At 68.5% G+C, this 23032-nt stretch carries 22 protein-coding genes; 10 read left to right on the plus strand and 12 right to left on the minus strand.

What is annotated here, in order from left to right; translation table 11 throughout:
- Positions 1-939, plus strand: a complete 939-nt coding sequence (locus GON09_RS17190) for a copper resistance D family protein (protein WP_213932835.1) — start codon at positions 1-3, stop codon at positions 937-939.
- Between the two features lie 29 nt (positions 940-968).
- Here GON09_RS17190 and GON09_RS17195 read toward each other — a convergent pair whose 3' ends face one another.
- Positions 969-1607: a UdgX family uracil-DNA binding protein gene (locus GON09_RS17195; RefSeq protein ID WP_213932836.1), complete on the minus strand. Its 639-nt coding sequence runs from the start codon at positions 1605-1607 to the stop codon at positions 969-971.
- 87 nt (positions 1608-1694) lie between these two features.
- Between GON09_RS17195 and GON09_RS17200 the strand changes: the two genes are divergently transcribed.
- On the plus strand, positions 1695-2507 hold the full coding sequence (locus GON09_RS17200; RefSeq protein ID WP_213932837.1) for a class I SAM-dependent methyltransferase: 813 nt from the start codon (positions 1695-1697) through the stop codon (positions 2505-2507).
- A gap of 65 nt (positions 2508-2572) precedes the next feature.
- On the opposite strand, the gene GON09_RS17205 is transcribed toward GON09_RS17200, so the two are convergent.
- From GON09_RS17205 to GON09_RS28740, 5 genes are read right to left on the minus strand one after another with little or no spacing between them, the layout of a single operon-like run.
- Complete coding sequence (locus GON09_RS17205) at positions 2573-3325, minus strand: ABC transporter permease (RefSeq protein ID WP_213932838.1); 753 nt, start codon at positions 3323-3325, stop codon at positions 2573-2575.
- A 38-nt stretch (positions 3326-3363) separates the two neighbouring features.
- On the minus strand, positions 3364-3948 hold the full coding sequence (gene idi / locus GON09_RS17210; RefSeq protein WP_213932839.1) for an isopentenyl-diphosphate Delta-isomerase: 585 nt from the start codon (positions 3946-3948) through the stop codon (positions 3364-3366).
- Positions 3949-4000: 52 nt separating this feature from the next.
- Positions 4001-4969 (minus strand): phytoene/squalene synthase family protein, encoded by a 969-nt coding sequence (locus GON09_RS17215; protein WP_213932840.1) that lies wholly within the window; start codon positions 4967-4969, stop codon positions 4001-4003.
- Positions 4962-6584, minus strand: coding sequence for a phytoene desaturase family protein (gene crtI / locus GON09_RS17220; protein ID WP_213932841.1), 1623 nt, complete (start codon positions 6582-6584; stop codon positions 4962-4964). The genes GON09_RS17215 and crtI overlap by 8 nt, the downstream gene beginning before the upstream one ends.
- Positions 6581-6712 (minus strand): hypothetical protein, encoded by a 132-nt coding sequence (locus GON09_RS28740; protein WP_280521630.1) that lies wholly within the window; start codon positions 6710-6712, stop codon positions 6581-6583. The genes crtI and GON09_RS28740 overlap by 4 nt, the downstream gene beginning before the upstream one ends.
- A gap of 193 nt (positions 6713-6905) precedes the next feature.
- Between GON09_RS28740 and GON09_RS17225 the strand changes: the two genes are divergently transcribed.
- A complete protein-coding gene (locus GON09_RS17225) occupies positions 6906-7679 on the plus strand; it encodes a DUF427 domain-containing protein (RefSeq protein WP_213932842.1) in 774 nt (257 codons plus the stop codon).
- Positions 7676-9097: a DHA2 family efflux MFS transporter permease subunit gene (locus GON09_RS17230; RefSeq protein WP_213932843.1), complete on the plus strand. Its 1422-nt coding sequence runs from the start codon at positions 7676-7678 to the stop codon at positions 9095-9097. The genes GON09_RS17225 and GON09_RS17230 overlap by 4 nt, the downstream gene beginning before the upstream one ends.
- Here GON09_RS17230 and GON09_RS17235 read toward each other — a convergent pair.
- Both GON09_RS17235 and GON09_RS17240 read right to left on the minus strand, forming a co-directional pair.
- Positions 9075-11588: a bifunctional lysylphosphatidylglycerol flippase/synthetase MprF gene (locus GON09_RS17235; RefSeq protein WP_244865546.1), complete on the minus strand. Its 2514-nt coding sequence runs from the start codon at positions 11586-11588 to the stop codon at positions 9075-9077. The genes GON09_RS17230 and GON09_RS17235 overlap by 23 nt on opposite strands.
- The gene (locus GON09_RS17240) at positions 11555-12874 is read right to left on the minus strand and encodes an alpha/beta hydrolase (protein WP_213932844.1); all 1320 of its coding nucleotides are present in this window, start codon (positions 12872-12874) and stop codon (positions 11555-11557) included. The genes GON09_RS17235 and GON09_RS17240 overlap by 34 nt, the downstream gene beginning before the upstream one ends.
- A 109-nt stretch (positions 12875-12983) precedes the next feature.
- Between GON09_RS17240 and GON09_RS17245 the strand changes: the two genes are divergently transcribed.
- Positions 12984-13646 carry a TetR/AcrR family transcriptional regulator gene (locus GON09_RS17245; protein ID WP_213932845.1) on the plus strand — a complete coding sequence of 221 codons (663 nt, stop codon included), beginning with the start codon at positions 12984-12986 and terminating at the stop codon, positions 13644-13646.
- Positions 13643-15208, plus strand: a complete 1566-nt coding sequence (locus GON09_RS17250) for an MDR family MFS transporter (protein WP_213932846.1) — start codon at positions 13643-13645, stop codon at positions 15206-15208. The genes GON09_RS17245 and GON09_RS17250 overlap by 4 nt, the downstream gene beginning before the upstream one ends.
- Here the strand turns inward: GON09_RS17250 and GON09_RS17255 are convergent.
- A complete protein-coding gene (locus GON09_RS17255; protein ID WP_213932847.1) occupies positions 15177-16730 on the minus strand; it encodes a succinic semialdehyde dehydrogenase in 1554 nt (517 codons plus the stop codon). The two genes, GON09_RS17250 and GON09_RS17255, sit on opposite strands and share 32 nt — an antisense overlap.
- Before the next feature lie 66 nt (positions 16731-16796).
- Complete coding sequence (locus tag GON09_RS17260; RefSeq protein ID WP_213932848.1) at positions 16797-17528, minus strand: GAF and ANTAR domain-containing protein; 732 nt, start codon at positions 17526-17528, stop codon at positions 16797-16799.
- A gap of 134 nt (positions 17529-17662) precedes the next feature.
- On the opposite strand from GON09_RS17260, the gene GON09_RS17265 reads away from it, so the two are divergent.
- The gene (locus GON09_RS17265; protein ID WP_213932849.1) at positions 17663-19150 is read left to right on the plus strand and encodes an adenylate/guanylate cyclase domain-containing protein; all 1488 of its coding nucleotides are present in this window, start codon (positions 17663-17665) and stop codon (positions 19148-19150) included.
- A 16-nt stretch (positions 19151-19166) separates the two neighbouring features.
- Here the strand turns inward: GON09_RS17265 and GON09_RS17270 are convergent, their stop codons facing one another.
- Together GON09_RS17270 and GON09_RS17275 are read right to left on the minus strand one after the other, a co-directional pair.
- Positions 19167-19793 carry an SRPBCC family protein gene (locus tag GON09_RS17270; protein WP_213932850.1) on the minus strand — a complete coding sequence of 209 codons (627 nt, stop codon included), beginning with the start codon at positions 19791-19793 and terminating at the stop codon, positions 19167-19169.
- Positions 19790-20173: an ArsR/SmtB family transcription factor gene (locus GON09_RS17275; protein ID WP_213932851.1), complete on the minus strand. Its 384-nt coding sequence runs from the start codon at positions 20171-20173 to the stop codon at positions 19790-19792. Before GON09_RS17275 ends, GON09_RS17270 begins: the two co-directional genes overlap by 4 nt.
- A gap of 68 nt (positions 20174-20241) precedes the next feature.
- Here GON09_RS17275 and GON09_RS17280 point away from each other — a divergent pair, with 68 nt between their 5' ends.
- From GON09_RS17280 to rraA, 3 genes are read left to right on the plus strand one after another with little or no spacing between them, the layout of a single operon-like run.
- Positions 20242-22086 carry an AMP-dependent synthetase/ligase gene (locus GON09_RS17280; RefSeq protein ID WP_213932852.1) on the plus strand — a complete coding sequence of 615 codons (1845 nt, stop codon included), beginning with the start codon at positions 20242-20244 and terminating at the stop codon, positions 22084-22086.
- 18 nt (positions 22087-22104) lie between these two features.
- Entirely contained in the window at positions 22105-22488 is a 384-nt protein-coding gene (locus GON09_RS17285) for a DUF5313 family protein (RefSeq protein ID WP_213932853.1), read from the plus strand.
- 47 nt (positions 22489-22535) lie between these two features.
- Complete coding sequence (gene rraA / locus GON09_RS17290) at positions 22536-23024, plus strand: ribonuclease E activity regulator RraA (protein ID WP_213932854.1); 489 nt, start codon at positions 22536-22538, stop codon at positions 23022-23024.
- Positions 23025-23032: the final 8 nt, after the last annotated feature.

Genomic DNA, 23032 nt, shown 5'->3' on the forward strand with positions numbered 1-23032 from the left:
ATGATCCCGGAACGCCGGCAGTGGCTCGTCGTGGCCGCTGCCGGCGTTGCCTTCGGAACCGTCGCGGGCATCGCCGTGGCCGGTTCCCTCGCCCTGCCCGCCCCGTCGAGTTCGGTGCGGGCGATCGGGCTGTGCGTCGGCTCGACCGTGCTCGGACTCGCGGTTCTCGCCGTCATGGTGCAGCGGCAACGTCGGCCCTCGGTCACCCCCCAGACGCTGTGGCGAACGATCGCCGCGCTCGGCGGTGTCTGGCTCGCGCTCGCGAGCATCGACCTCGCCTGGGCCGCATCCACGGCGGCCGACGTTCCTGCCGTGGAACTGGACGTGGGACGGTTCGGGCAGTTCATCGGTACCACCACAGGACGCGTGGATGCGGCGGCATGGGCGAGCATCGTCGTGATCGTCGTCGTCGCCGCGGTGGCGTACCGCCGGTCGGCGTCGTGGTCCACCCTGCCGGTGCTCGTCGCCGCGGCGCTCGCCTTGATCGCCCGCCCCGTTACGGGTCACATGGCGCAGCAGCCATTGGGGTCGCTGTTGAACGCGGTGCACGTGCTCGCAGCAGCGGTGTGGTTCGGGGTGCTCGTGGCGCTGGCCGTGACCGTCCGGGGCCGCGGAGCGTGGGCGGAACTGCTGCCGCGCTACTCGCACCTGGCCCTGCGATGCGTGACGGCGTTGGTGGTGACCGGAGTGATCGACGCGGCGGTGCGGCTCGGTTCCGTCTCGGCTGTGCTGGGCACGGGCTACGGACGCATTGTGCTCGCAAAGGCGATCGTGCTGTGCGCTCTACTGGGGCTCGCGTGGAACTGGCGACGGAACTGGGTGCCCGCTGCGGCCTCCCACCGACTTGCGGAGGAGGAGTCGCTGCGCAACGCCGTCCTCGAGGTGTGCGCGATGTCGGTCGCACTGGGACTCGCAGCCGGGCTCGCCACAACCGGCTGAGCCGTCACAGGGTCACGACGGCCGAGTCGTCACAGGGTTACAGCACGTTCCAGGTCGTGTACGAACGAGCGGAACATGTCGTCGCGCTGGGATTTCGCCCGCAACACCGCCGAGGGATGCACGGTGACGACGACCGCGGGATCGCACGACCCGCACAGTTCCTCGGGCAGATGCAGCACCTCCCCGCGATGTTGCGTGAGCTTGAAATCCTTGCCGAGCAGCGACTGCGCCGCCGTGGCACCGAGACACACCACCACGTCGGGACGAACGGCGTCGAGTTCGGCCTCGAGCCACGGCCGGCACGCGACGACCTGACCACCCGACGGTTTCCTGTGGATCCGCCTGCGGCCGTTGGCGGACCGGTCGAAGCGGAAGTGCTTGACGGCGTTGGTCACGTACACCGTCCCGCGGTCGATGCCCGCGCGTTCGAGTGCCTTGTCGAACAGGTGCCCCGCAGGCCCGACGAACGGTTCTCCCGCGAGGTCTTCCTCGTTGCCCGGTTGTTCGCCGACGAACAGGATGCGCGCGTCTCGTACCCCGGCGCCGAAGACGGTGCGTTCGGCCGCCTTGTAGAGATCGCATCCCCGGCACCCCGCGGACGCTGCGGCGAGGTCGGCGAGGTCGCGGCTGTCGGGTACGTACTGCTGCGCGCCGGGATAGGTCACCATGGCTATCACATACCCGGCTCCACCCCTGCCGCACCAGTCTTGAACGCGAAGACTCTGCACCCCGCGACTTCGGCGCACGATGAGGTCATGACCACTTCCGATGAATCCCCCGAATCCTTCCGCATCCCCATCGAAACAGCGGAGTTCTACGAGTCCGCCTTCGTCCCGGCGTTCTTCGCCCAGTGGGCACCGATCCTCTGCGACGCTGCCGGCGTCGCGCCGGGCCGGCGGGTGCTCGACGTCGGTTGCGGGACCGGGATCGTCACGCGTACCGCCGCCGACCTGGTGGCGCCCGACGGCATCGTGCTCGGCGTGGACCTGAACGAGGCGATGCTGACCGTCGCCCGCCGCGTCCGACCCGACATCGAATTCCGCCAGGGTGACGCCGGTACGCTCCCCTTCCCGGACGAATCCTTCGATACCGTCCTCTGCCAGATGGCACTCATGTTCTTCCCCGACCGTTTCCGGGCGCTCCGGGAGATGGCCCGGGTCGTCGCCGTCGGTGGGACGGTGGCGGTCGTGGTCCCGGGCGCCCTCGACTCCCAACCCGCGTTCGCGCCTTTCGTCCGGATGGCAGCCCGCCACGCCGGCGCCGAGGCCACGTCGCTGCTGAGCACGTATTTCGTGTGCGGCGACATCGAGGAGCTCACAGACCTCGTCGAGTCGGCCGGGCTGCGGGTCACGACTGCTCGCACCCACCCGGGTACCTACCGGGCGTCGTCCGTCGACGCGTTCGTGACCACCGAAGTCGAGAGCACACCGCTGCTCGAGCGGATCTCCGACGACGTGTACGGGCGCATTCGCGCCGGCGCCCACGACGTCCTGGCACCGTTCACGACCTCCGACGGCAGCGTCGAGGCGCCCTTCGAGTGCACCATCGTGGTGGCTCGCCGGCAATGAAACGAGTTCCCGGGGCATCTGCGAAAGGCAGGGCTCTACAGCTCGAATCCTTCCTTCCGTGCGCGTCACACGACCATCACGGGGCGGTACCGCAGGGCGCGACCGAGACCGAGCGCCATCAGCACGGACGTGATCGATGCCGTCGCCATGATCGCGGCGAGCACCACCACCTGGAACCGTCCGGCCTCGACCGGCGACAGTCCGCCGAAGATCGCGCCGACGAAGGCTCCGGGCAGGGTCACCAGACCGGTGGTCCTCGTCTGGTCGGTCGACGGGATCATCGCCGCGTGCACGGCGAAACGCGCGGGTGAGAGGGTCGCCTGCCGCATGGTCGCGCCCAGCGCGAGCCAGCCCTCGACCTCGGACCAGTGGTCGTCGACGGTTTCGTGGAAGCGGCGACCGGCGAGGGTCGCGACCGTCATGGTGTTGCCGATGATGATGCCGCCGAGCGCGAGCGCGTAGCGCGGGGTGGCCTCCACCGCGCCGGTCGCGAAGACGATGCCCGCCGAGACGAGCACGCCGGTCAGCATCGCGGCGGCCGTCGCCCCGCGCACGACGGCGTCGCTCCCGATGCGTCGGCAGGCCGTCCACCACGCGACGGTGAACATCACCACGAGCACCACCGCGACCCAGCGGGCGTCGGTGATGACGCCGGAGAGCACCACGCTGATGAGCGCGAGCTGCACCGCGCCGCGGGCGATGGCGCCGACCGGCGCGAACCGGTGCGGGACCCGGAACGCCCACAGCACCGCCGTCGAGATCGCGGCGAGGGCGAGGACGCCGATGAGCGTGCGGATCAGGACGGACGGGTCGATCACAGGGTCGACGTTAACGACCCCGTTCGCCGGGTGCGGCCCTATCGGCGCTCGGGCGCGGCGTGCGGAAGATCCGCGGCGGACGCCACCGGCCACCGTCGCGGATCGGGACCGAGCGTGCGGAGCTGCTCCACCTGCTCGCGGCACCACACCGATACCTCACGGCGTCCCTCGACGACGTCGTCGGAGAACTCCGTCCAGTCGACCCACTCGGTGTCGTGCACCTCCGACGGCTCGGGAGTGGGCGCCGGCCCGTCGTACAGCACGCGGAAGACGGGACAGATCTCGTTCTCCACGATGCCGTTGTCCATCACCGCCCGGTAGCGGAAGGACGGCAGGACGACCTCGATGTCGTGCACCTCGAGTCCGAGTTCCTGACCCAGCCGACGGCGCACGGCCTCGGTGAGCGGCTCGTCCGGAGCCGGGTGGCCGCAGCAGCTGTTCGTCAGGACACCGGGAAAGGTCGACTTGTCCAGGGCCCGCCGGGTGAGCAGAACGTTTCCGTGGGGATCGAAGACGTACGACGAGAAGGCGAGGTGCAACGGGGTGTCGGTGGTGTGCACCGTCGCCTTCGGCTCGATCCCGACCGCGCGGCCTGCGTCGTCGAGCAGCACGACCTGTTCCATGTGATGTCCTGTTCTGTATTCGTGTCCGAATGCCGGCACGGCCGGGCGGGCGTCACCGGCCGTGCGGCGCGGTGAGCACTCCCAGTCTCGACCGTGTGCGCAGCGAGGTCCAACCGGCCGAGGCCAGCCGCGGTGCGGCCACCGACAGACGCCGGCGACGGGACACGCGGGCGCGCTGGTGGAGTACCCGGTATCCGCTCTCCTCGACCGCCCGCAGAATGTCGCCGTAGAGGACGAAGGCGGTCCGCATCGCGGGACGCACCTTGGGGTCGAGCAGGTCGATGCCCGGTTCGGCCACCCGGTAGATCGAGCGGGTGTGCGCGATCAGGTGCGCCAGGGCGCGTTCGAGCCGCACGTCGCGCTGCCCGGTCCGTCTGCAGTGCCACAGCAGGTCCTCGTCCACGTCGTAGGCGGCGAGCACGTCGGTCGGCAGGTAGATGCGGTCGCGGTCGAGGTCCTCCCCCATGTCGCGGATGAAGTTGGTGAGCTGGAAGGCCTCACCGAGTGCGGCGGCGGGGGCCTCGGCTCGCTCGCGTTCCGTCTCGATCCCCAGGATGGGCAGCATCTGCAGTCCGATGACGGCCGCCGAGCCGTACATATATTCCGACAGTTCGTCCATCGTGCGGTAACGCGAACGGAACAGCTCGGTGCCGGGGATGTCCATCCGCATCGAGCGCAGGAAGGCGTAGTAGTACTCGTGCGGGATGTCGTACCGCTGCGTGGTGTCGACGAGCGCCCGCAACACGAGACCGAACTCGTCGTAGGTCGGTGGCCGGCCGCCGAGCGCATCGGTGAGCCGGCGTTCGAGCGCGTCGAGAACCGGTGCCGCGTCGACCGGTTTCACGTCGACGATGTCGTCGACCATCCGCGCGAAACCGTAGAGCGCATGTACCCCGGCACGCTTGGACGCCGGGAAGATGCGGGTCGCGAGGAAGTAGGTCTTGCCGTGGCGCCGGTTGAGCTCACGGCACAGCTGGTACGCCTCGTGCAGGTCGGGATCGATTGCGTCGAGTTCACCCATGAGTCGTCGCCCCCACTTCCATCGGGATCGACACCGGCGCGGAGCCGGTGGATTCGCTACCTGAGATACGTTCCGCAGCAAGACGTCCCGAGATGATCACGGTCGGGACACCGACTCCGGGCGTGGTGCCCGACCCGGCGAGAACGAGATTGTCGACGCCGGGCACGAGGTTGGGGCGGCGGAAGGGACCGGTCTGACGGAAGAGGTGGGCCGCCGAGAACGGGCTGCCGTCGAGCATCCCCTTGTCCGCCCAGGTCTGCGGGGTGTCGAGATGGTCGATGCGCATGGCACTCGTCAGATTCCGGTAGCCGCGACGCTCGAGGACCTGCTGGATCTCCCGCATGTACGGCCTGCCGAGACGGTCCCAGTCGAGAGGCGCGGACGCGAGATTCGGGCACGGCGCCAGCACCGAGACCGGTTCGCACTCGACACCGCCCCGCACGATCCGCAGGGACGGATCGGTCACGGCGGGTCGCGTGATGAGCAGCGACGGATCGGCCATCAACCGGCCGTGACCGCGCGGCGCCGTGATCCGGGCGAAGGTCTCCGACCACTCGGCACCGAAATCGATGGTGTGGTGGGAATCCGACGGCCAGGCCCGGGTCACGTCGGTGGGCACCGTGCCGTGGAAGACGACGGCGGACGGCGACGCGACCGTCGCGCTCCGGCTGCGTCGGCGTGGCGGTACCCCGGCGCGGAGGAGCAGATCGTCCACCACCGGCAGATCCGCGGTGAGGACGAAGGCGTCGGCGGCGAAGTACCGGCCGTCCGCGGACCGTACGCTCGTCGCGCGGCCGTTTTCGACGCGCAGTTCCGCCACGTCGACCCCGGTGTGCACCGCGCCTCCGTTGCGGATCAAGGCGTCCGTCATCGCGGCGGCGATGGTGGCCATGCCACCCTTCGGGAAGTAGACGCCGAGCGAGGTGTCCATGTGGGCGATGGCACCGTAGACCGCGAGAGCCGTCGCCGGAGCGGTTCCTGCGTACAGCGCCTGGAAGGTGAAGATCCGCCGGAGCCGATCGTCCTTCACGAACGACCCGACGCGTGAGCCGAGGCGACCGAAGCCGCCGAGCCGGACCAGGTTCGCGGTGTCCCGCAGCGCCGACGGTGACGACACGAGGTCGAGCGGCGAGTCGAAGTTCGAGTCGATGTAACGGTCGAACTCCGCGTCGAAGATCGACGCGAGCCAGCGGCGCAGCCTCCGGTATCCGCCGGCTTCGTCGGGGCCGCACACCCGCGCGATCTCGGCGGTCATCTCGTCCGGATCGGCGTACACGTTCAGGGCGGTGCCGTCGGCGAAGCGTGCGTGGTAGCCGGGTGCGAGCGGGGTGAGGGCGAGCGCCGGGGTGGTCGAGTCGAAGGACTCGCCGACGGCGGCGAGCGCATCGGCGATCAGGTCCGGCATCGTCAGCACGCTGGCGCCGTTGTCGATGTCGTAGAGATGCCGGCCGTCCTCGAAGACCGGGTACGTGCCGACGCGACCCCCGACCGTGTTCTCACGCTCGAGGACGGTGACGCGCTTACCGGCTCCGGTGAGATGGAGCGCTGCGGACAACCCCGCGAGGCCCGCCCCCACCACGACGACGGACTCGGCGGGGCCACTGACGGATCTCATGCCTTCCCTCCCTGTGCGCGCGGCGTCGACTGCTCCACGCGGGTGCGCGCTTCCATGAACAACTGGAGAAAACCTACGGACGGATGCGGGTGCCGGTCGTCGTTCTGCCGGGCTTCGGATGGGGGCATGTCGGTGTTCCTCTGGTCGTCGCCGGAGCTGTGCGGACGTACGTATCGGGTTCTTCTCGGTCGGTTCGGGTGACGGCCCTCACGCCGCCTCGCTCCGTATTCGGAGCCGGGCGGCGAGCGGATGGGTCCGGTTCCCGGATCCCTGCCCGGCCGGTTCGGTCCCCTCTTTCGAACGGCGCGATACGGTCGATGTATGGCTGCCCGCAAGACCGCTGTGCTCCGCCGCCCACCGGAGACCGACGACTATCTCTACGAACCCACCGAGCGCCGGATCAGGGGTGAATGGTTCGGCCGGACCGTGGTCGACAGCAGCCGGGCGGTGCTGGTGTGGGCACCGGGCAAGCCCGTCCCGTTCTATGCCTTCCCCCGTGAGGACGTCCGGCTCGATCTGATCTCGGCCTCCCTGTCGCCCAGCCGCTCCCGGCAGGACGTGTGGCAGTGGTACGACATCGTCGTCGGCGACCGGCGGGCCTATTCACCGGTCTGTCAGCTCGACGTCGACGGACTCGACGACCGCCTCGTCTTCCAGTGGTTCCGGTGGGGCGAGACCGGGCCGGGCGAGGACCTCGACGAGGGCGAGCGGTGGTTCGAGGAGGAGACCGAAGTGTTCACCCATCCGCGCGATCCCCATCACCGCGTCGACGCACTGCGCAGCTCGCGCCACGTGCGGGTGACCATCGGTGACGTCGTGGTCGGCGAGACCCGCAACCCCGTGCTCGTGTTCGAGACCGGCCTCCCGACCCGTTACTACCTCCCGCCCGAGGACGTCGACTTCTCGGTGCTCGAGGAGTCGGAGTGGCGAACGAGCTGCCCCTACAAGGGCATCGCCCGGTACTGGTCGTTCTCCGGCACGCCGCCCGCCGACAACGTCGCATGGTCGTATCCCGAACCGTTCCCCGGCATGGAGTTCATCGAGGGATACGTGTGCTTCTACGACGACGCGGCGGAGATCACGGTCGAGGAGTGAGCGCGGCGGCTGCGGGACGCGTCGCCGCTCCGATCCCCGAGCCACGGGCCTGGCGTGCGCTGGCAGCCCTGTGCGTGGGCCTGTTCATCACCCTGCTCGACCAGTCGCTCGTCGCGGTGTCGCTGCCGCGCATCCGCGAGGATCTGGACGCGAGCATCAACCAGGTGGTGTGGGTCTCGGCGGCGTACCTCCTGACCTTCGCGGTGCCGCTGCTCGTCACCGGTCGTCTCGGTGACCGCTTCGGTCAGCGCAACGTCTATCTGGTGGGCATGGCGATCTTCACGGCCGCGGCCTTCGCGTGCTCGATGGCCCCGACGATCGAATGGCTGATCGCGCTGCGCGCGATCCAGGGGCTGGGCGGGTCGCTGATCAACCCGCAGCCGCTGAGCATCATCCACCGGATCTTCGCCCACCACCGGCGGGGTGCGGCCACCGGTGTGTGGAGCGCGGTGGCGAGTTCGGCAGGCCTGTTCGGGCCCGTCATCGGCGGGGTGCTCGTCGGCACCGGCGGATGGCGGTGGGTCTTCTTCGTCTACATCCCGCTGGGTCTGATCTCCTTGGTGATGGTTGCCCGGTACGTGCCGAAACTGCCGACGGGTGCCCGTCGCATCGATGTGCTGAGCGCCGTCGTCTCGCTGATCGCGGTCACCAGTGTGATCTTCTCCCTCCAGCAGGGTCCCGATGTCGGCTGGACCGTGTGGGTATGGGTCGTCCTCGCCGCCGGGATCGTGGCGTTCGGGATGTTCGTGCGCCTCCAGCGCACCGCGGCGGCGCGCGGCACCGAGGCCCTGGCCCCGCTCGAGTTGTTCGCTCACCGCAATTTCACCCTCGGGGTGACCGCCGTGGCCACCCTGGGGTTCACGGTCTACGCCGTCAACCTGCCGATCATGCTCTACCTCCAGGTCGGTCAAGGCCTGTCCGCGCAGCTCGCGGGGCTGATGCTGATCCCGATGGGGGTGATCTCGGTGATCATGGCTCCGCTCGTCGGACGGGTCACCGATCGGGTCGCTCCGGGCCGGATCTCCCGGATCGGTTTCTCCACGATGATCGCGGCGATGGCGCTGTTCGGTGTGGCGATGCACCTCGAAGCGACCGCCGGCTGGCTTCTTGTCCCGATAGTGCTGCTCGGCGTCGCCAACTCGTTGTGCTGGGCCCCGAACTCGACGATCGCCCTGCGCGACCTGCCCGGTGATCTCGTCGGCGCCGGTTCGGGTGTGTACAACACCGCTCGGCAGGTCGGTGCGGTGCTCGGTGCCGCCGCCCTCGGTGCGGTGATGCAGACGGGCGAAGGGACACTGAGTTTCGCCGCTGCGATGGGCAATGCTCTGCTGCTTCCGGTGGTCTTCCTGTTCATGGGCCTGGTCGCCGTCTCCCGTTTCCGGAACACGCCGCGGGTTACCGACGCAACAGGTGCGTGACCAGCCGGCCACCTTCCTCGAGCGACATGTGCGGAAGATAGGCACGACCGACCGCGATCCCGATGGCCGGTAGCGCCGCCGGGTCGGGGAACACCATGTAGAGCGGACGGTAGCGGGGCTGGAACTTCGCCTTGAACGCCAGCAGTGAGCGGAACCCGTAGACCGGTTCGAGAGTGCGGCCGAGCAGATCGAGCAGGGCATCGAAGGCCCCGCGGTCGAGTCCGGACGTACCGTCCACGCTCGCGAGCGGTGCACCCGACAAGCTCAGGAATTCGAGGCCCTCATCTGCGGCGGAACGTGCTGCGGAGGCGATGAGGAATTCCATCGCGGGCCGGAATCCGTCCGAACGTCGGCGCATGAAGTCCAATGTCAGACCCACAGCCTTTCCGTCCCGGTAGACCGGCATCCACGACGTGACGGCATGGACGTGCTCGTTCGCGTCGACCGCGAGCAGCAACCGGACTTCGGGGTCCCGCAGTTCGACGAGTCCTCCGAGTGTGAACCCCATCTCCGGCAGTCCCTTGTCGGCCACCCACTCCTCGGAGATGTCGACGATCTGCTCGGTCACCGACAGCGGCGCGGCGGCGAAGGTCGTCCACTTCGCTTCGATCCCGTCCTTGGCGGCACGGTTCAGCGCGGTGCGTACGTCCTGGAACTTCTTGCCCTTGAAGGCGAGATCCGCGAGATCGACGACGGTCTCCTCGCCCACCTGCAGGCATGTCCAGCCGTGGTCCCGGGCGATCGCAGCGGTGTCCTCACCCACCGAGTACAGGCACGGTGTCCATCCGTTGCCGAGGCAGTAGGCCGCGAACTCGTCCACCGCCCCGGTCAGCGACGAGCGCTCACCGATCGGATCGGCCGTGGTCAGCGCGACACCCGAGTGCACTCGATACGCGACGGCGTGCCGGCCGTCGGCGCTGAACCAGTACCTGTTTCCCGCCCAGGTCGTCATCCACGACATCGGGCCGCCGCCCGGACAGTGCAGGAGTTCTCGCACCCGTTGCTCGTCGCCGAGGTCGACCCCGAGAGGCGCAACGAGGAAGCTGCGCAGCATCAGGGCGCAGAAGGCGACCCAGACGATCACGCCGGTCCACTCGAACAGCAGGGTGGCCACGGTGTCGAGGGGCATGACGGGCGGTTCGACGAGCTGGAGGTAGACCGGTGGAAGGAGCCGCCGAGGTGCGTCGCGGAGCAAGGTGCCGATGCCGGGATCCCGATCGAATCCGTCGGCCGCCAGCGTGCCCACCACCAGGTACGTCACGAGCGCGATGCCTGCGGCCGCCGCGGTCCCGGCCCAGACCCGGCGATAGGTTCCCTGCGGTGCGCGGACATCGAACAGGGTGCGGGTCAGCAGCAACACGGCGAGCACGGTGACCAGAGCGAGCAGCGGTGCGAGTTCCATGGACAGAGAGCTGTGGCGGTGAATTCCGTACAGCAGTGACCGGGCCTCGTCCTGTTCGGTTACGCGGACGATCGTGCTCGCGGCGGCCACCGCGATCAGCACGATATGTCCTCCCACCGAAAGGAACCATGCCGCCCGCCGTCCTCGACGCAACCCTTCGGCACCGATCAGCAGCAGGATCGACGGCAGGAGGTTGGCCACCAGCGGGCCGACTCCCGACAGGCGCAGGGCCTGCTGCCCTTTCCGGCACTCGTCGCGGAGTGCCGGATCGGCGCAGACGTCCACCAGTTCTCGTGGACTGTAGGGAACCTGCTCGAACAATTCGCGTAGCGCGGACAGCGGGCCGATCGAGTGTGGGGAGAACGCAGCGAAGATCGGGCCGAGCACGCTCGCCGCGACGACGAGTGCGACGAGCGTGCGGCGTTCCCGGATGGTGCCGCCGAGCACCGGACGGCGCACACCGCGACCGAAGAGGAGCGGGCCGGCGAGCAACCCGGCCAGCGCGACCGTCACCCTGTTCACGTCTTGCAGGTGCCCGGCGAACAGCGCTGCGGTCACCAGGAACACCAGCAGGAGGGTCCGGATGCGGCGACGCCACAGGGTGCCCATCGCGGTGGTGGACGCGAGCAGGACGCCCAGCACCCAGGCCACCGGGTCCTCGGTGAGGTGGGTGTGCAGTTCCCGCCCCCACAGGTTCGGCACCAGCGAAGCGATCTGGGCCACGAGCAACGCCAGTGCCGCCCCCAGCCCCTGCGAGACGAGAGCGGCGAGCGTGAACCTGCGACTGCCGATGCGACGTTCGACCGGCACCGCGACGGCGAGGATCGCGATACTTCCGAGCACGTACTCACCGAGGCCGGAGGCGAACAACCCCGAGGTCCACAATGTCCACACGTGCCCGTCCGCGATGTTCGGGATTCCGAGCGACACCTCGGATGCCGTCGCGCGCGACGGGCCGCTCCGCGTCGAACCGGTGGCGACCGCCAGGAACCAGAGCAGCACGAGGAGTCCGCACGAGACGGGTGCCCGGAGCACCGCCGCCCCGATGCGGGACGTCAGTTGCCGAGCCCGAGCCGTTGTGCGAGCCATGGCAACTCCTTCTCGAGACCTGCGGACCACAGGGCGAAGCTGTGTGTCCCCGGCAGTTCGGTGAGGTGGACGTCCATCCCCGCCTCCCGAGCCGCCGCGGCGAGTTGTTCCACCCCGGTACGGTATTCGGAATCGTCGAGTCCCACCACGAAAGCACCGGCGGAGTCGGGATACCGGTTGCGTGCGAGCAGTTCGGCAGGATTGTTGCGGGCGAATGCTTCCGCATCGCCGCCGAACACATCCCGGATCGTCGAGGCCCGATCGCCGATGGTGGGCTCGGCCTGTCCCGACATGTCGAGGAAGGTCGGGTAGACGTCGGGGCGGGTGGTGGCGAGTTGCAGTGCGCATGTTCCGCCGTACGACAGTCCGCCGACAGCCCACGCCTTCGGATCGTCGTCGATCTGCACGTTGTCCCGGACCCAGGCCGGCACGTCGACGGCGAGATAGGTTGCCGCGTTGCCGAGATGCGAATCCACGCACAACGGGTTGTCGAATTGGCCTCCGGTACCGTCCGCAAGCACGACGACCGGTGCCAGGCCCCGGTGCTCGGCGGCGTAGGCATCCATGGTCTGTGCGAGACGCCCGCCGACGAGCCAGTCCTCCGGGCTTCCCGGTTGTCCGGCGAGCAGGACCAGCACGGGCAGTTCGGGTCTCGGATCCGAGAAGTATGCGGGCGGGAGGTAGACGCGTGCCTCTCGCGCCCGGAATCCGGAGACCGTCCCGGGAATCGTCACGGACGTGACCGCTCCGGTCGCGGGCAGGTCGGCCGGCGCCGACCAGTTCTCCAACGCTACGGTCCGCGACGCCCGGACGGACGGGTCGTCGAAGGAGATGCTTCGGTAATCGCTGATGCCGAGAGCGGCCCGCACGGTGGGATAGGCGTCGTAGACCGCGTTGATCCGGCCCGCGGCAGCGATCACGACGAGCACCGCCGCCACCACGAGTGCCGCCGCGACGACGGGACGAGTCCGGTCGCGGCCGCGTACGAACCATCGTCCGATCAGGAACGCGACGCCGAGCAGTGCCACCGCCACCCATCCGTAGACCACCCACGGCACACGGTCGGGGAAGGGCTTCCACACCTTCTCGACCAGGAGTGCTGCCCCGGCTGTGAGTGCGACAACCGTGAGCGCCGCGACAGGGACGCCGCGCACGAACCATGAGCGGTGCCTGCGGGCGAGCAGCACCGCCAGACCTGTCACTGCGAGAACGGCGAAGATCGCGACCGCAGGTCGCGTGGTCAGCGGTGCACCCAGCACCGACTCCTCGATCCCGGCCCAGGACATGACGATCAGTATGCGCGACGTCCCGGGGCGACCGGGCTCATGAGAACTTCATTCTCATGAACAATAATTACATTTGCAAATGAGGGAATTTGCGCTACTGTAAAACTTCATGACTGCAGCTACATCGGATGCCGCCCGCGAGGCGACACTCTCCCATCGCGAACGCAAACGCGCACGCACCTGGACCGCGATCCACCTCGCCGCCGCCGATGCTGCAGCACACCATGCCCGCCTGTCCGACATCACCGTCGAGGCCATCACCGAACAGGCGGAGGTCTCGCCGCGCACCTTCTTCAACTACTTCAAGTCGAAGGAGGACGCCGTCCTCGGCCTGTCCTCCCCGGTCATCGACGACGACATCGCCGACGACTTCGACTTCGCGCCGGGCGACGATCCGGTCGAGAAGGTCGCCTTCCTGCTCCTCGCGGTCTTCCGCACCGCGAGTCGGCGTGCGATCGGCTACGACGAGTACATCGCGCTCATGGACCGCCACCCCGAACTCGCGCGCAGACGTTTCCAGCACATCGACGACGTCGAGGCCGTCGTCGCCGAACTCGTCACCACCCGCCTGGCCGCGATTCGACTCGCGGACGGCGCCCTCGCACGGGAGAACGCCGTCGAGGACACCGCCGACATGATCGTCACGGTCGCCGGCGCCCTCATGCGCTCCGCGATGCGCCCGCTGCTCACCACCCCCGGGAAGACGGAGGCGGACGCCGACTCGGTCCTGCACCGCACCTGCCTCCTGTTCCGGGAGGTCACACGACGGTGAACACGTCCTCCCCGGACGAGGACGAAAGAGCCTCGTCCACACCGGAACAGAGCGCTCCCCGCGTCACCTTCGTCTTCGCGGGTCTCATGCTCGCCATGCTGGCCGCATCGCTCAACCAGACCGCCCTGAATCCCGCCCTGCCGACCATCGTCGGCGAACTCCACGGGGTGGACCGGATGCTGTGGGTCATCACCGCCTACATCCTCGCCTCGACGATCATGATGCCCGTCTACGGAAAACTCGGAGATCTCTTCGGCCGCAAGCCACTCCTGCTCATCGCGTTGACGATCTTCGTCGTCGGCTCGACGATCGGCGCTCTCGCCGGCGACATCACGTGGCTCATCGTAGGCCGGGCGGTCCAGGGAGCCGGAGGCGGAGGGCTGATGGTGTTGTCCCAGGCCACGATCGCCGACGTGATTCCCGCCCGTCAGCGAGGCAAGTACCTCGGCATCATGAGCAGCGTCTTCGCCGTGTCGTCGGTGGCCGGGCCGCTGCTCGGCGGATGGTTCACCGAGGGGCCGGGCTGGCGATGGGTGTTCTGGATCAACCTGCCGCTCGGCGCCGTCGCGATCGCGGCGGCGTCGGTCTTCCTGCGACTGCCCCGCGTGTCCGGTTCCGGTCGGCGTATCGACGTCCTCGGCATGGCGGTACTATCCGTCGTCACAACGCTTTTCGTCCTGGTGGCGACCTGGGGTGGCTCGCGGTACGCATGGTCGTCACCGCTGATGGTCGCGCTGATCGCCGGAACCGTGGCGGGTGCGGTGCTGTTCGTCGCCGTGGAACGGCGCGCCGCCGAACCTGTGATCGGCCTGCATCTGTTCCGCGACCGCAACTTCGACGTCGTCACCGCCGCCGGACTCGTCATGAGCGTCGCCCTGTTCGGCGTGGCCGCATACATGCCCACCTACCTCCAGATGGTCGCGGGCACGAGCGCCACCGCCGCCGGCCTGCTGATGCTCCCCATGATGGGCGCACTGTTCCTGACGTCGACACTGGCGGGACGGTTCGTGACGAGAACCGGCCGCTACAAACGGATTCCGATCACCGGATCGGTCTTCGTCGCAGCCGGCCTGGTACTCCTGTCGACCCTCGGGGCCGACACACCGATCTGGGTGCTGTGCTGCTGGTTCGCCGTGCTCGGTGTCGGATTCGGCATGTCGATGCAGCTTCTCGTGCTGGTCGTGCAGAATTCCTTCCCCGTCGAGGAGGTCGGCACCGCGACGGCGGGCAACAACTACTTCCGGCAGATCGGCGCGACCCTCGGTTCCGCCGTCGTCGGCAGCGTGTTCGCCACGCGCCTGGCAGCCGGACTGTCCGGAACCGGCATCGACGATCCCGATTCGCTCGCCCCCGGCGCGGTCCAGGCTCTGTCCGACGCGCTCCGGCAGCCCGTCCTCGAGGCGTACAACGACGCGCTCGTGCCGATCTACCTGTACATCGCGCCGCTCGTGGTGCTCGCGGGGGTCCTGTTGTGTCTCGTCGTCGAGAAACCCCTCGCGACCACCATCGTGCGGAAGAACGATCCGGTCTCTAGCGACCCGGCAGCCACTGCATCGACTTGACGAAGGGGGCGAGCATCTTGGCCCACACCCGCCGCGGGATCCCGCGCGGACCGTCGAGGTTGAGCAGCCGTGTCGTCGCGATCGTCTGTGCCTCGGTGTACTTGTACAGGCCTTCCGCGCCGTGGCGACGGCCCATCCCGGAGATGCCCATGCCACCCATCGGCGCGTCGGTGCTCCCCCACGCCGGTGCGTACCCCTCGTCGACGTTCACCGTGCCGGCACGCACCCGCGCCGCGACGGCCTCGCCCTGTGCCTTCGTCGCGGCCCACACCGAGGCATTGAGTCCGTACTCGGTGTCGTTGGCCTCGCGGATCGCTTCCTCGACGTTCTCCACCGGGTAGATCGACACCACCGGCCCGAACGTCTCGTTCCGGTAGCACTCGGCGTCCTCGGGCACGTCGGTGAGCACCGTGGGTTCGAAGAACAGCGGGCCGAGATCGGGCCGCGCCTTCCCGCCCGCGACGACGGTCGCGCCCTTGGCGACGGCATCCTCGACGTGCCGCGTCACCGTCTTGACCTGGCTTTCGCTGATGAGGCATCCCATCTCGGTGCCGAAGTCGTAGGCGGCACCGAGCGCCATCTCGCGCACTCGCGCACCGAACATCCGGACGAACTCCGGCGCGATGGACTTCTCGACGTAGATCCGCTCGATCGAGATGCACAGCTGCCCGGAATTGGAGAAGCACGCCCGCACCGCAGCGTTCGTGACCTCGCGCAGGTTCACCCCGGCCGTGACGATCATGGGGTTCTTGCCTCCGAGTTCGGCGGAGAACCCGATGAGGCGCCGGCCGGCCTGCTCGGCGAGCAGACGTCCCGTCTCCGACGAACCGGTGAACATCAGGTAGTCGGCATTCTCGACGATCGCGGTGCCCACCACGGTTCCGGGACCGGTGACCACGGCGAAGACGTCGCGGGGAACGCCGGCCTCGTAGAGGAGTTCGACGACGGCGAGAGCACAGTACGGGGTCTGGCTGTCCGGCTTGAGCACCACGCTGTTGCCGGCGAGCAGGGCGGGGATCGCGTCCGACACCGCCAGCGTCATCGGGTAGTTCCACGGCGCGATCACGCCGACGACGCCCTTGGGATGGTGCAGGACGGTGGTCTTCGTCAGCCCCGGCAACATGCCCGTGGCCTTGCGGGGGCGCAGCAGCTTCGGCGCGACGCGCGCGTAGAACCGCGCGGTCATCGAGATGTCGAGCACCTCTTCCTGGGCGGAGACACGGGACTTGCCGGTCTCGGCCTGCGCCATGTCCATGAGCTGCTCGCGCCGGGAGAGCACGAGCTCGCGGTAGCGGTGCATGATCGCGGCGCGCTTGTCCACGGGCAGCTTCGCCCACGCGACCTGCGCCGCGCGGGCCCGCTCGATCGCGGTCTTCGCGTCCTCGGCGGTGCCGACCGGCACGGTGGCCAGCTCCCGGCCGGTGAAGGCCTCGACGACGGGGCGGGTGGTCCGCTCGGCGGCATCGGGGATCGCGATGAGGTCGGCAAGACGCTGGAAGGTCGCAGCGCTCGGAGCTGGCATGATGCACCCCTACCGGTGAGTAGTACTTGCAGTTTCACCAAACCTACCCGGGTGGGGTGTGCGCTGTCACACAGGCGTGGCGTCGAGCCCGGTCTCCCGGTCGTCGCGTCGCTCGGGACCTGCTTCGACGATCCCCTGGGCGACCTCCGCGAGGAGGACGTTGCTGTCCTGTGAGAGCCGGCGCAACAGTTCGAAGGCCGCGACGGCATCGATGCCGAAGCGCTCCATGATCATGCCCTTCGCCTGCCCGATGATGTCGCGGGTCGCCAGGGCGGACGCGAACTGCCCCTGATTACGCGCCGCGCTCATCGCCATCGCGGCGTGGGCTGCCAGGACCTCGGCGGTCGCCTCCCCGAGAGGATCGAACGCGTCAGCTCGGGCGGAGAACATGTTCAGCGCGCCCATGCTCTCCTTGTCGAGATACAGCTGGAACGACAAGGCGCTGAGCACACCCGCGCCCACCGCGGCCTTCGCGAAACGCGGCCAGCGTGTCTCCGTCCGGAGGTCTTCGGAGCGCACGACGAGGTACTTGAAGCTCGCATCGAGGCACGGGCCCTCACCGAACTGTTCCTGGACGTCGTCGAGGTGTTCGGCGAGCTCCGACGTCGCGGCAAGGGAGCGGAAGTGCTTCCCCCCTGTCACGATGAGGATGTCGGCACAATCAGTGCCTTCCACCAGTTCGACCGCGGCCGCGGTCACGCCGCGCAGGGTCTCGTCGAGATCGGACGGGTGGTAGAAACCGCGCGCGAGCTGCGCCATGCGGCGGCCGATATCGCCCGCTTCCGCCGAACGTGTCATAGGAACATCCTCTCTCCCGCAGAACCCGTCACCCGACGGATCCGACGACCGGATCACCCGGCTCCGCGAGTCTTGCACGGCCGCCCCACCTTCGGAACACGACCTCTTCCGTTTTACCCCGTTAAGCTGTACGAGTGGATCCACCGGTCACCCGGTACCTGCCCCGTGACGGTCACAACCTGGCCTACGGGGTGGTCGGCGCAGGTCCCGCCGACGTCGTGTGGTTCTTCGAGGTCCAGATGCACCTGGATCTGCTGTGGACCGATCCCTACATGCACTCGCTCTTCGAACGCCTGGCGACCTACTCACGCGCCGTCTACTTCCAGCGCCGCGGTTTCGGGCTCTCCGATCCCGTCGATCACGTGCCCACCATCGAACAGCAGGCGGAGGACGTCCTCGCCGTCATGGACGCCGAGCAGATCCGGCACGCGACACTCGTCGGGATCCACAGCACGTGCGGACCGCAGGTGCTCGTCGCGGCGACCGCTCCCGAACGTGTCAACGCGTTGATGCTCGTCGCGCCGTACTGCGAACCGCTGCTCGACTACGACCGGCCGCCGCGCGGATGGACGGAACCCGAGGTCATCGAGTTCGTCGAGTCGTGGCGCGCGGCCGTCCGGCACTGGGGTGAGGGACTCACGGTGCCGTTGACCGACTCGCACGTCGACAGTCCCTACAACCGCCGGTTGATGGCCATGCTCGAGCGGTGCTCGGCGTCGCCGAGCACGATGAGCGCGCACCTCGAGGCGAGTCTGCGGATCGACTATTCGCACGCCCTCGGGTCGGTGCAGTGCCCCACGAAGGTGGTGCTGGTGTCCGGGGGTTCGATACCGGTGGCCCCGGCGAGATATCTGGCCGGCCTGGTGCCGCACGGAGAACTGGTGGTCACCCGGCCGTCACCACGCGGCGCCGCGCTCGGCGAAGCGTGGTCACAGGTCCAGACCATGGTCGAGGAACTCGTCCGCGGGTCCGTCCCACCCGTCGACGCCGGCCGTCGTTTCGCGGCGACCCTGTTCACCGACATCGTCGGGTCGACCAAGCTCCTCGCACGCATCGGCGACACGTCCTACCGGGCCCTGCTCGCACGTCACGAACGCGACGTCCGGTTCGCCGTGACCGAAGCGGGCGGGCGGCTGGTGAGCACCGTCGGGGACGGCACCTTCAGCCTGTTCGACGGGCCCGTGGCCGCCGTGCAGTGCGCGGCACGGATCGTCGAGGAGGCGCGCCGTCTCGGGTTCGAGGTGCGTGCCGGGGTGCACGCCGGCACCGTCGAGCCGACCGGCACGGACGTCACGGGCCTCACTGTGCACGTGGGCGCGCGCATCGGCGCCGCGGCCCGCCCCGGGGAAGTGCTCGTCTCGCGCCACGCGCGCGAGCTGACCGGCGGATCGGGACTGCAGTTCGCCGACCGGGGGTCGCGTCGGCTCGCCGGCGTTCCGGGCAAGGTTCACCTCTTCGCCCTGGCTGGCGGGCAGCCGACCCTGCAGGCGCCGCGCAGGCACGTCTCGCTCAACCCCTTCGACCGTGCCGTTCTGCGGGCGGCGCGACGCACACCACAGGTGTTGCGTTCCGCTGCCGCGCATGCGAACGCCCGGCAGCGGCGTCGCTCGGAGGAGAACTGAAGGGCCGGCCGGCTCGTCAGCCGCCCGTGTAGAACGCGCTCGTCCGGTCGGCGGCAGCGCGTGCCTGTTCGGGGTCCTCGCCGGCGGCGATGTCGGCCTCGCACCAGGCTGCGCTGCTGTCGCGAGCGAACTGCAGCCCCTCCTCCGACATCGACCAGGATTCGAATTCCTTCGGGTCCACCGATTCTCCCGATTCGAGGTGCAGGCCGAGTCCGAGAAGTGCCAGGTCCCAGCCGATACCGACCGCACCCGGACCGTACTGCTCCCAGTGCTCGTCGGGACGAGCGATGTGCGAGAGTTCCAGTCGTGCACGGTCTCCCGGTTCGGAGAGGATCGACACCTCGATCCAGCTGACCTGTCCCGCGAATTCCCATGTCGCCGTGAACATCCGCGGCGGCTCGCAGGTGAGAATCTCGCCACCGGCGTTGCCTTCGAGCTGGTACCGGCCACCGACCTCGAGGTCGCCCTCGACAGGCAGGAACCAGCGAGGGATGCGCTGCGGATCGGTGCACGCCTCCCACAGGTCCTCGGCGCTCGTGCGGTAGCTGCGCGAGACCGTGACGACCTTGGCCTCGCGCCCCTCGACGGTGCGGCGCCCGACCGTGCGGCGATTCGTCTCGTTGCTCGTGATCACGTTCTTCATGAGGATCTCCTTCTCTCGTCGGTTCGACGGACCTCGGGCGCGACGGCATCCCGACTCCGCCGCTCGCGCTTGCCGCGCGCGATCTCGGTCTCCAGGGCGTCGAGCGCCGCAAGGACCGGCGGGTGCAGGCCCGCGAGCCAGTTCTCGAGTTCCACGAGGACCGCGGGATCGAGTTCGTAGAAGCGGCGGGTGCCGTCCTTGTGGACGACGGCGAACCGCTGGTCGCGCAGGATCTTGAGATGTTGCGAGACGGCCGGCTGGGAGATCGAGAACTCCCGGCCGATCGCCGCGACGATCTCACCCGCCGTCTGCGCACCGCCCGCGAGCAGTTCGAGAATGCGGCGCCGGACCGGATCTGCGAGGACCTCGAACCCGTGCATGCACCCCACTATATAAGTTTCTACTTATATTGGCCAGAAGCGCGGTCCCGCTCCCTAGACTTCGATATATGACGACAACGACGCGCGTCTCCGAGGAAAAGGTCGACCGAGCGGTCATCGACAACCGGGCCCCCTCCGTCGCCCGTCTGCTGCTCGACCGAGTGTCCACCACCCCCGACGAGGAGGCCTTCCGCTTCCCCGACGGAGCCGGCGGCTGGACGTCGGTCACCTGGGAACAGACCGGAGACCGGGTGCGACTGCTCGCAGCAGGCCTGATCTCCCTGGGCGTCGAATCCGAGGATCGCGTGGCCCTCGCCTCGTCGACTCGGTACGAATGGGTGCTCTCCGACCTCGCCGTCATGTGCGCGGGCGCCGCGACGACCACCGTCTATCCCACCACCCACGCCGACGACGTCGCGTTCATCGTCGCCGACTCCGGCAGCCGGATCGTCATCGCCGAGGACGCGGCGCAGGTCGAGAAGCTCGTGGCTCACCGCGGTGATCTCCCCGAGGTCATGAAGGTCGTCGTCCTCGACGGGCCCGGCGACGGCGACTGGGTGATCGGCTTCGACGAACTCGCCGAGCTCGGCCGCGGCCTGCTCGCCGAGGATTCCGGAACCGTGCTGAACCGGATCCACAGCATCAAGGCCGAGCACCTGGCCACCCTCATCTACACCTCGGGCACCACCGGCAAGCCCAAGGGCGTGCGTCTGCCGCACTCGGCGTGGACCTACGAGGCCGCCGCCATCGATGCGCTGCACATGCTCACCTCCGACGACCTGCAGTATCTGTGGCTGCCGCTGTCGCACGTCTTCGGCAAGGTGCTGCTCACCCTCCCCCTGCAGATCGGCTTCCCCACCGCGGTGGACGGCCGTGTCGACAAGATCGTCGAGAATCTTGCGATCGTTCGCCCGACCTTCATGGGCGCGGCCCCGCGCATCTTCGAGAAGGCGCACGCACGCGTCGAAGGGATGATGGAGGAAGAAGGCGGCGCCAAGAAGAAGATCTTCGACTGGGCCGTGGGCGTGGGCCGGAAGGTGTCGAAGGCACGACAGGCCGGCAGGTCGCCCGGCCTGCTCGACAATCTGCAGCACGGCCTCGCCGACAAGCTGGTCTTCTCCACCGTTCGCGAACGCTTCGGCGGCCGGCTGCGGTTCTTCATCTCCGGTTCGGCGGCACTCAACCCCGACGTCGGCGAATGGTTCGACGCCGTCGGCATCCCCGTCCTCGAGGGTTACGGTCTCACCGAGACCTCGGCGGCGACGTTCGTCAACCGTCCCTACGCCAACCGGATCGGCACGGTGGGCTGGCCCGTCCCGGGCACCGAGGTCCGCATCGCGGAGGACGGTGAGGTGCTCGTTCGCGGCCCCGGTGTGATGACCGGCTACCACAACCGGCCCGAGGCGACCGCGGAGTCGCTCTCCGACGACGGGTGGTTCGGCACCGGGGACATCGGCAGCCTCGACGACGAGGGCTACCTGCGCATCACCGACCGCAAGAAGGACATGTTCAAGACGTCGCAGGGCAAGTACGTCGCTCCGTCGTCGCTGGCAGCGACGTTCAAGGGTATGTGCCCGTATGCGTCGGAGATCGTCGTCTACGGCGAGGGTAAGCCTTACTGCGTGGCGCTCGTGGCGTTGGATCCGGAGTCCGTCGGCGAATGGGCGACCAAGAACGGTGCGGGCGGCTCGTTCGAGGAGATCGCGCGGCACGAGAAGACCCACGAGCTGATCTCCGGGTACATCGACGAGCTGAACCTGCAGATCAACCGATGGGAGCAGATCAAGAAGTTCACGATCATCGAACGCGAACTGTCGGTCGAGTCGGGCGACCTGACGCCGAGCATGAAATTGCGCAGGAAGGTCGTCGTCGACAATTTCGCGGACAGGCTGACCGGCCTCTACGACAAGTGACGTCCTATCCTGGATCTCATGATGAGTAGTGCACGACCGAATTTCCTGCAGCGGATCGGCTACATGTTCGGTCGCACGCTACCGCCCGAGATGCGGGAGTGGGTACGTGACGACGTCCTCGGCCCCGGCGGATCACGCCGGTACCTGCTGCGATGGAACCTGCCCATCGTTCCGCTGCTCCTGCTGTTCCTGTTGATCCCCGGGCCGGTGTGGATCCCGATCGCGATGATGCTGTTGCTGCTGCTGCCGTGGATCTACTTCTCGGTGGCGTTGATGCCCATCTGGCAACGGCATCGGCTCCAGCAGCACGGTCTCGATCCCGACCTGCTCAGCGCGAAGGCACGCGCCCGCGCCGCGCGCGAACGTGAGGACTACGAGCGCCGTTTCGGCCGCGCGTCCTGACCGGACCTCACACCGTACGGGGCACGGCGTCCGCTTATCCTCACACCATGAGTGACGCCACTGCCTTCACAGCCACCGCCGACCTCGCCGACGAGATCGGCCCGGACATCCGCAGCTGCGACACGCAGTTCATCCAGTTCGGCGGCCGCGCCGAGTTCGCCGGCCCCATCACCACCATCCGCTGCTTCCAGGACAACCTGCTCGTCAAGCAGACCCTCTCCGAGCCGGGCAACGGCGGCGTGCTCGTCGTCGACGGCGGCGGCAGCATCCACACCGCGCTCGTCGGCGACATCATCGCCGGACGCGGCGTCGACAACGGCTGGGCCGGGGTCATCGTCAACGGCGCGGTCCGCGACTCCGCGATCCTGCGCACGCTCGACATCGGCATCAAGGCCCTCGGCACCAACCCGCGCAAGAGCACCCAGACGGGTTCGGGTGAGAAGAACGTGCCCGTCGAGATCGGCGGCGTGACCTTCAACCCCGGCGAGATCGTCTACAGCGACTCCGACGGCGTCGTCGTCCGCGACGAGAGCTGATCACCGAG

Origin of the sequence: Rhodococcus sp. B50 (assembly GCF_013602415.1) — a bacterium.
Lineage (GTDB): Bacteria > Actinomycetota > Actinomycetes > Mycobacteriales > Mycobacteriaceae > Rhodococcus.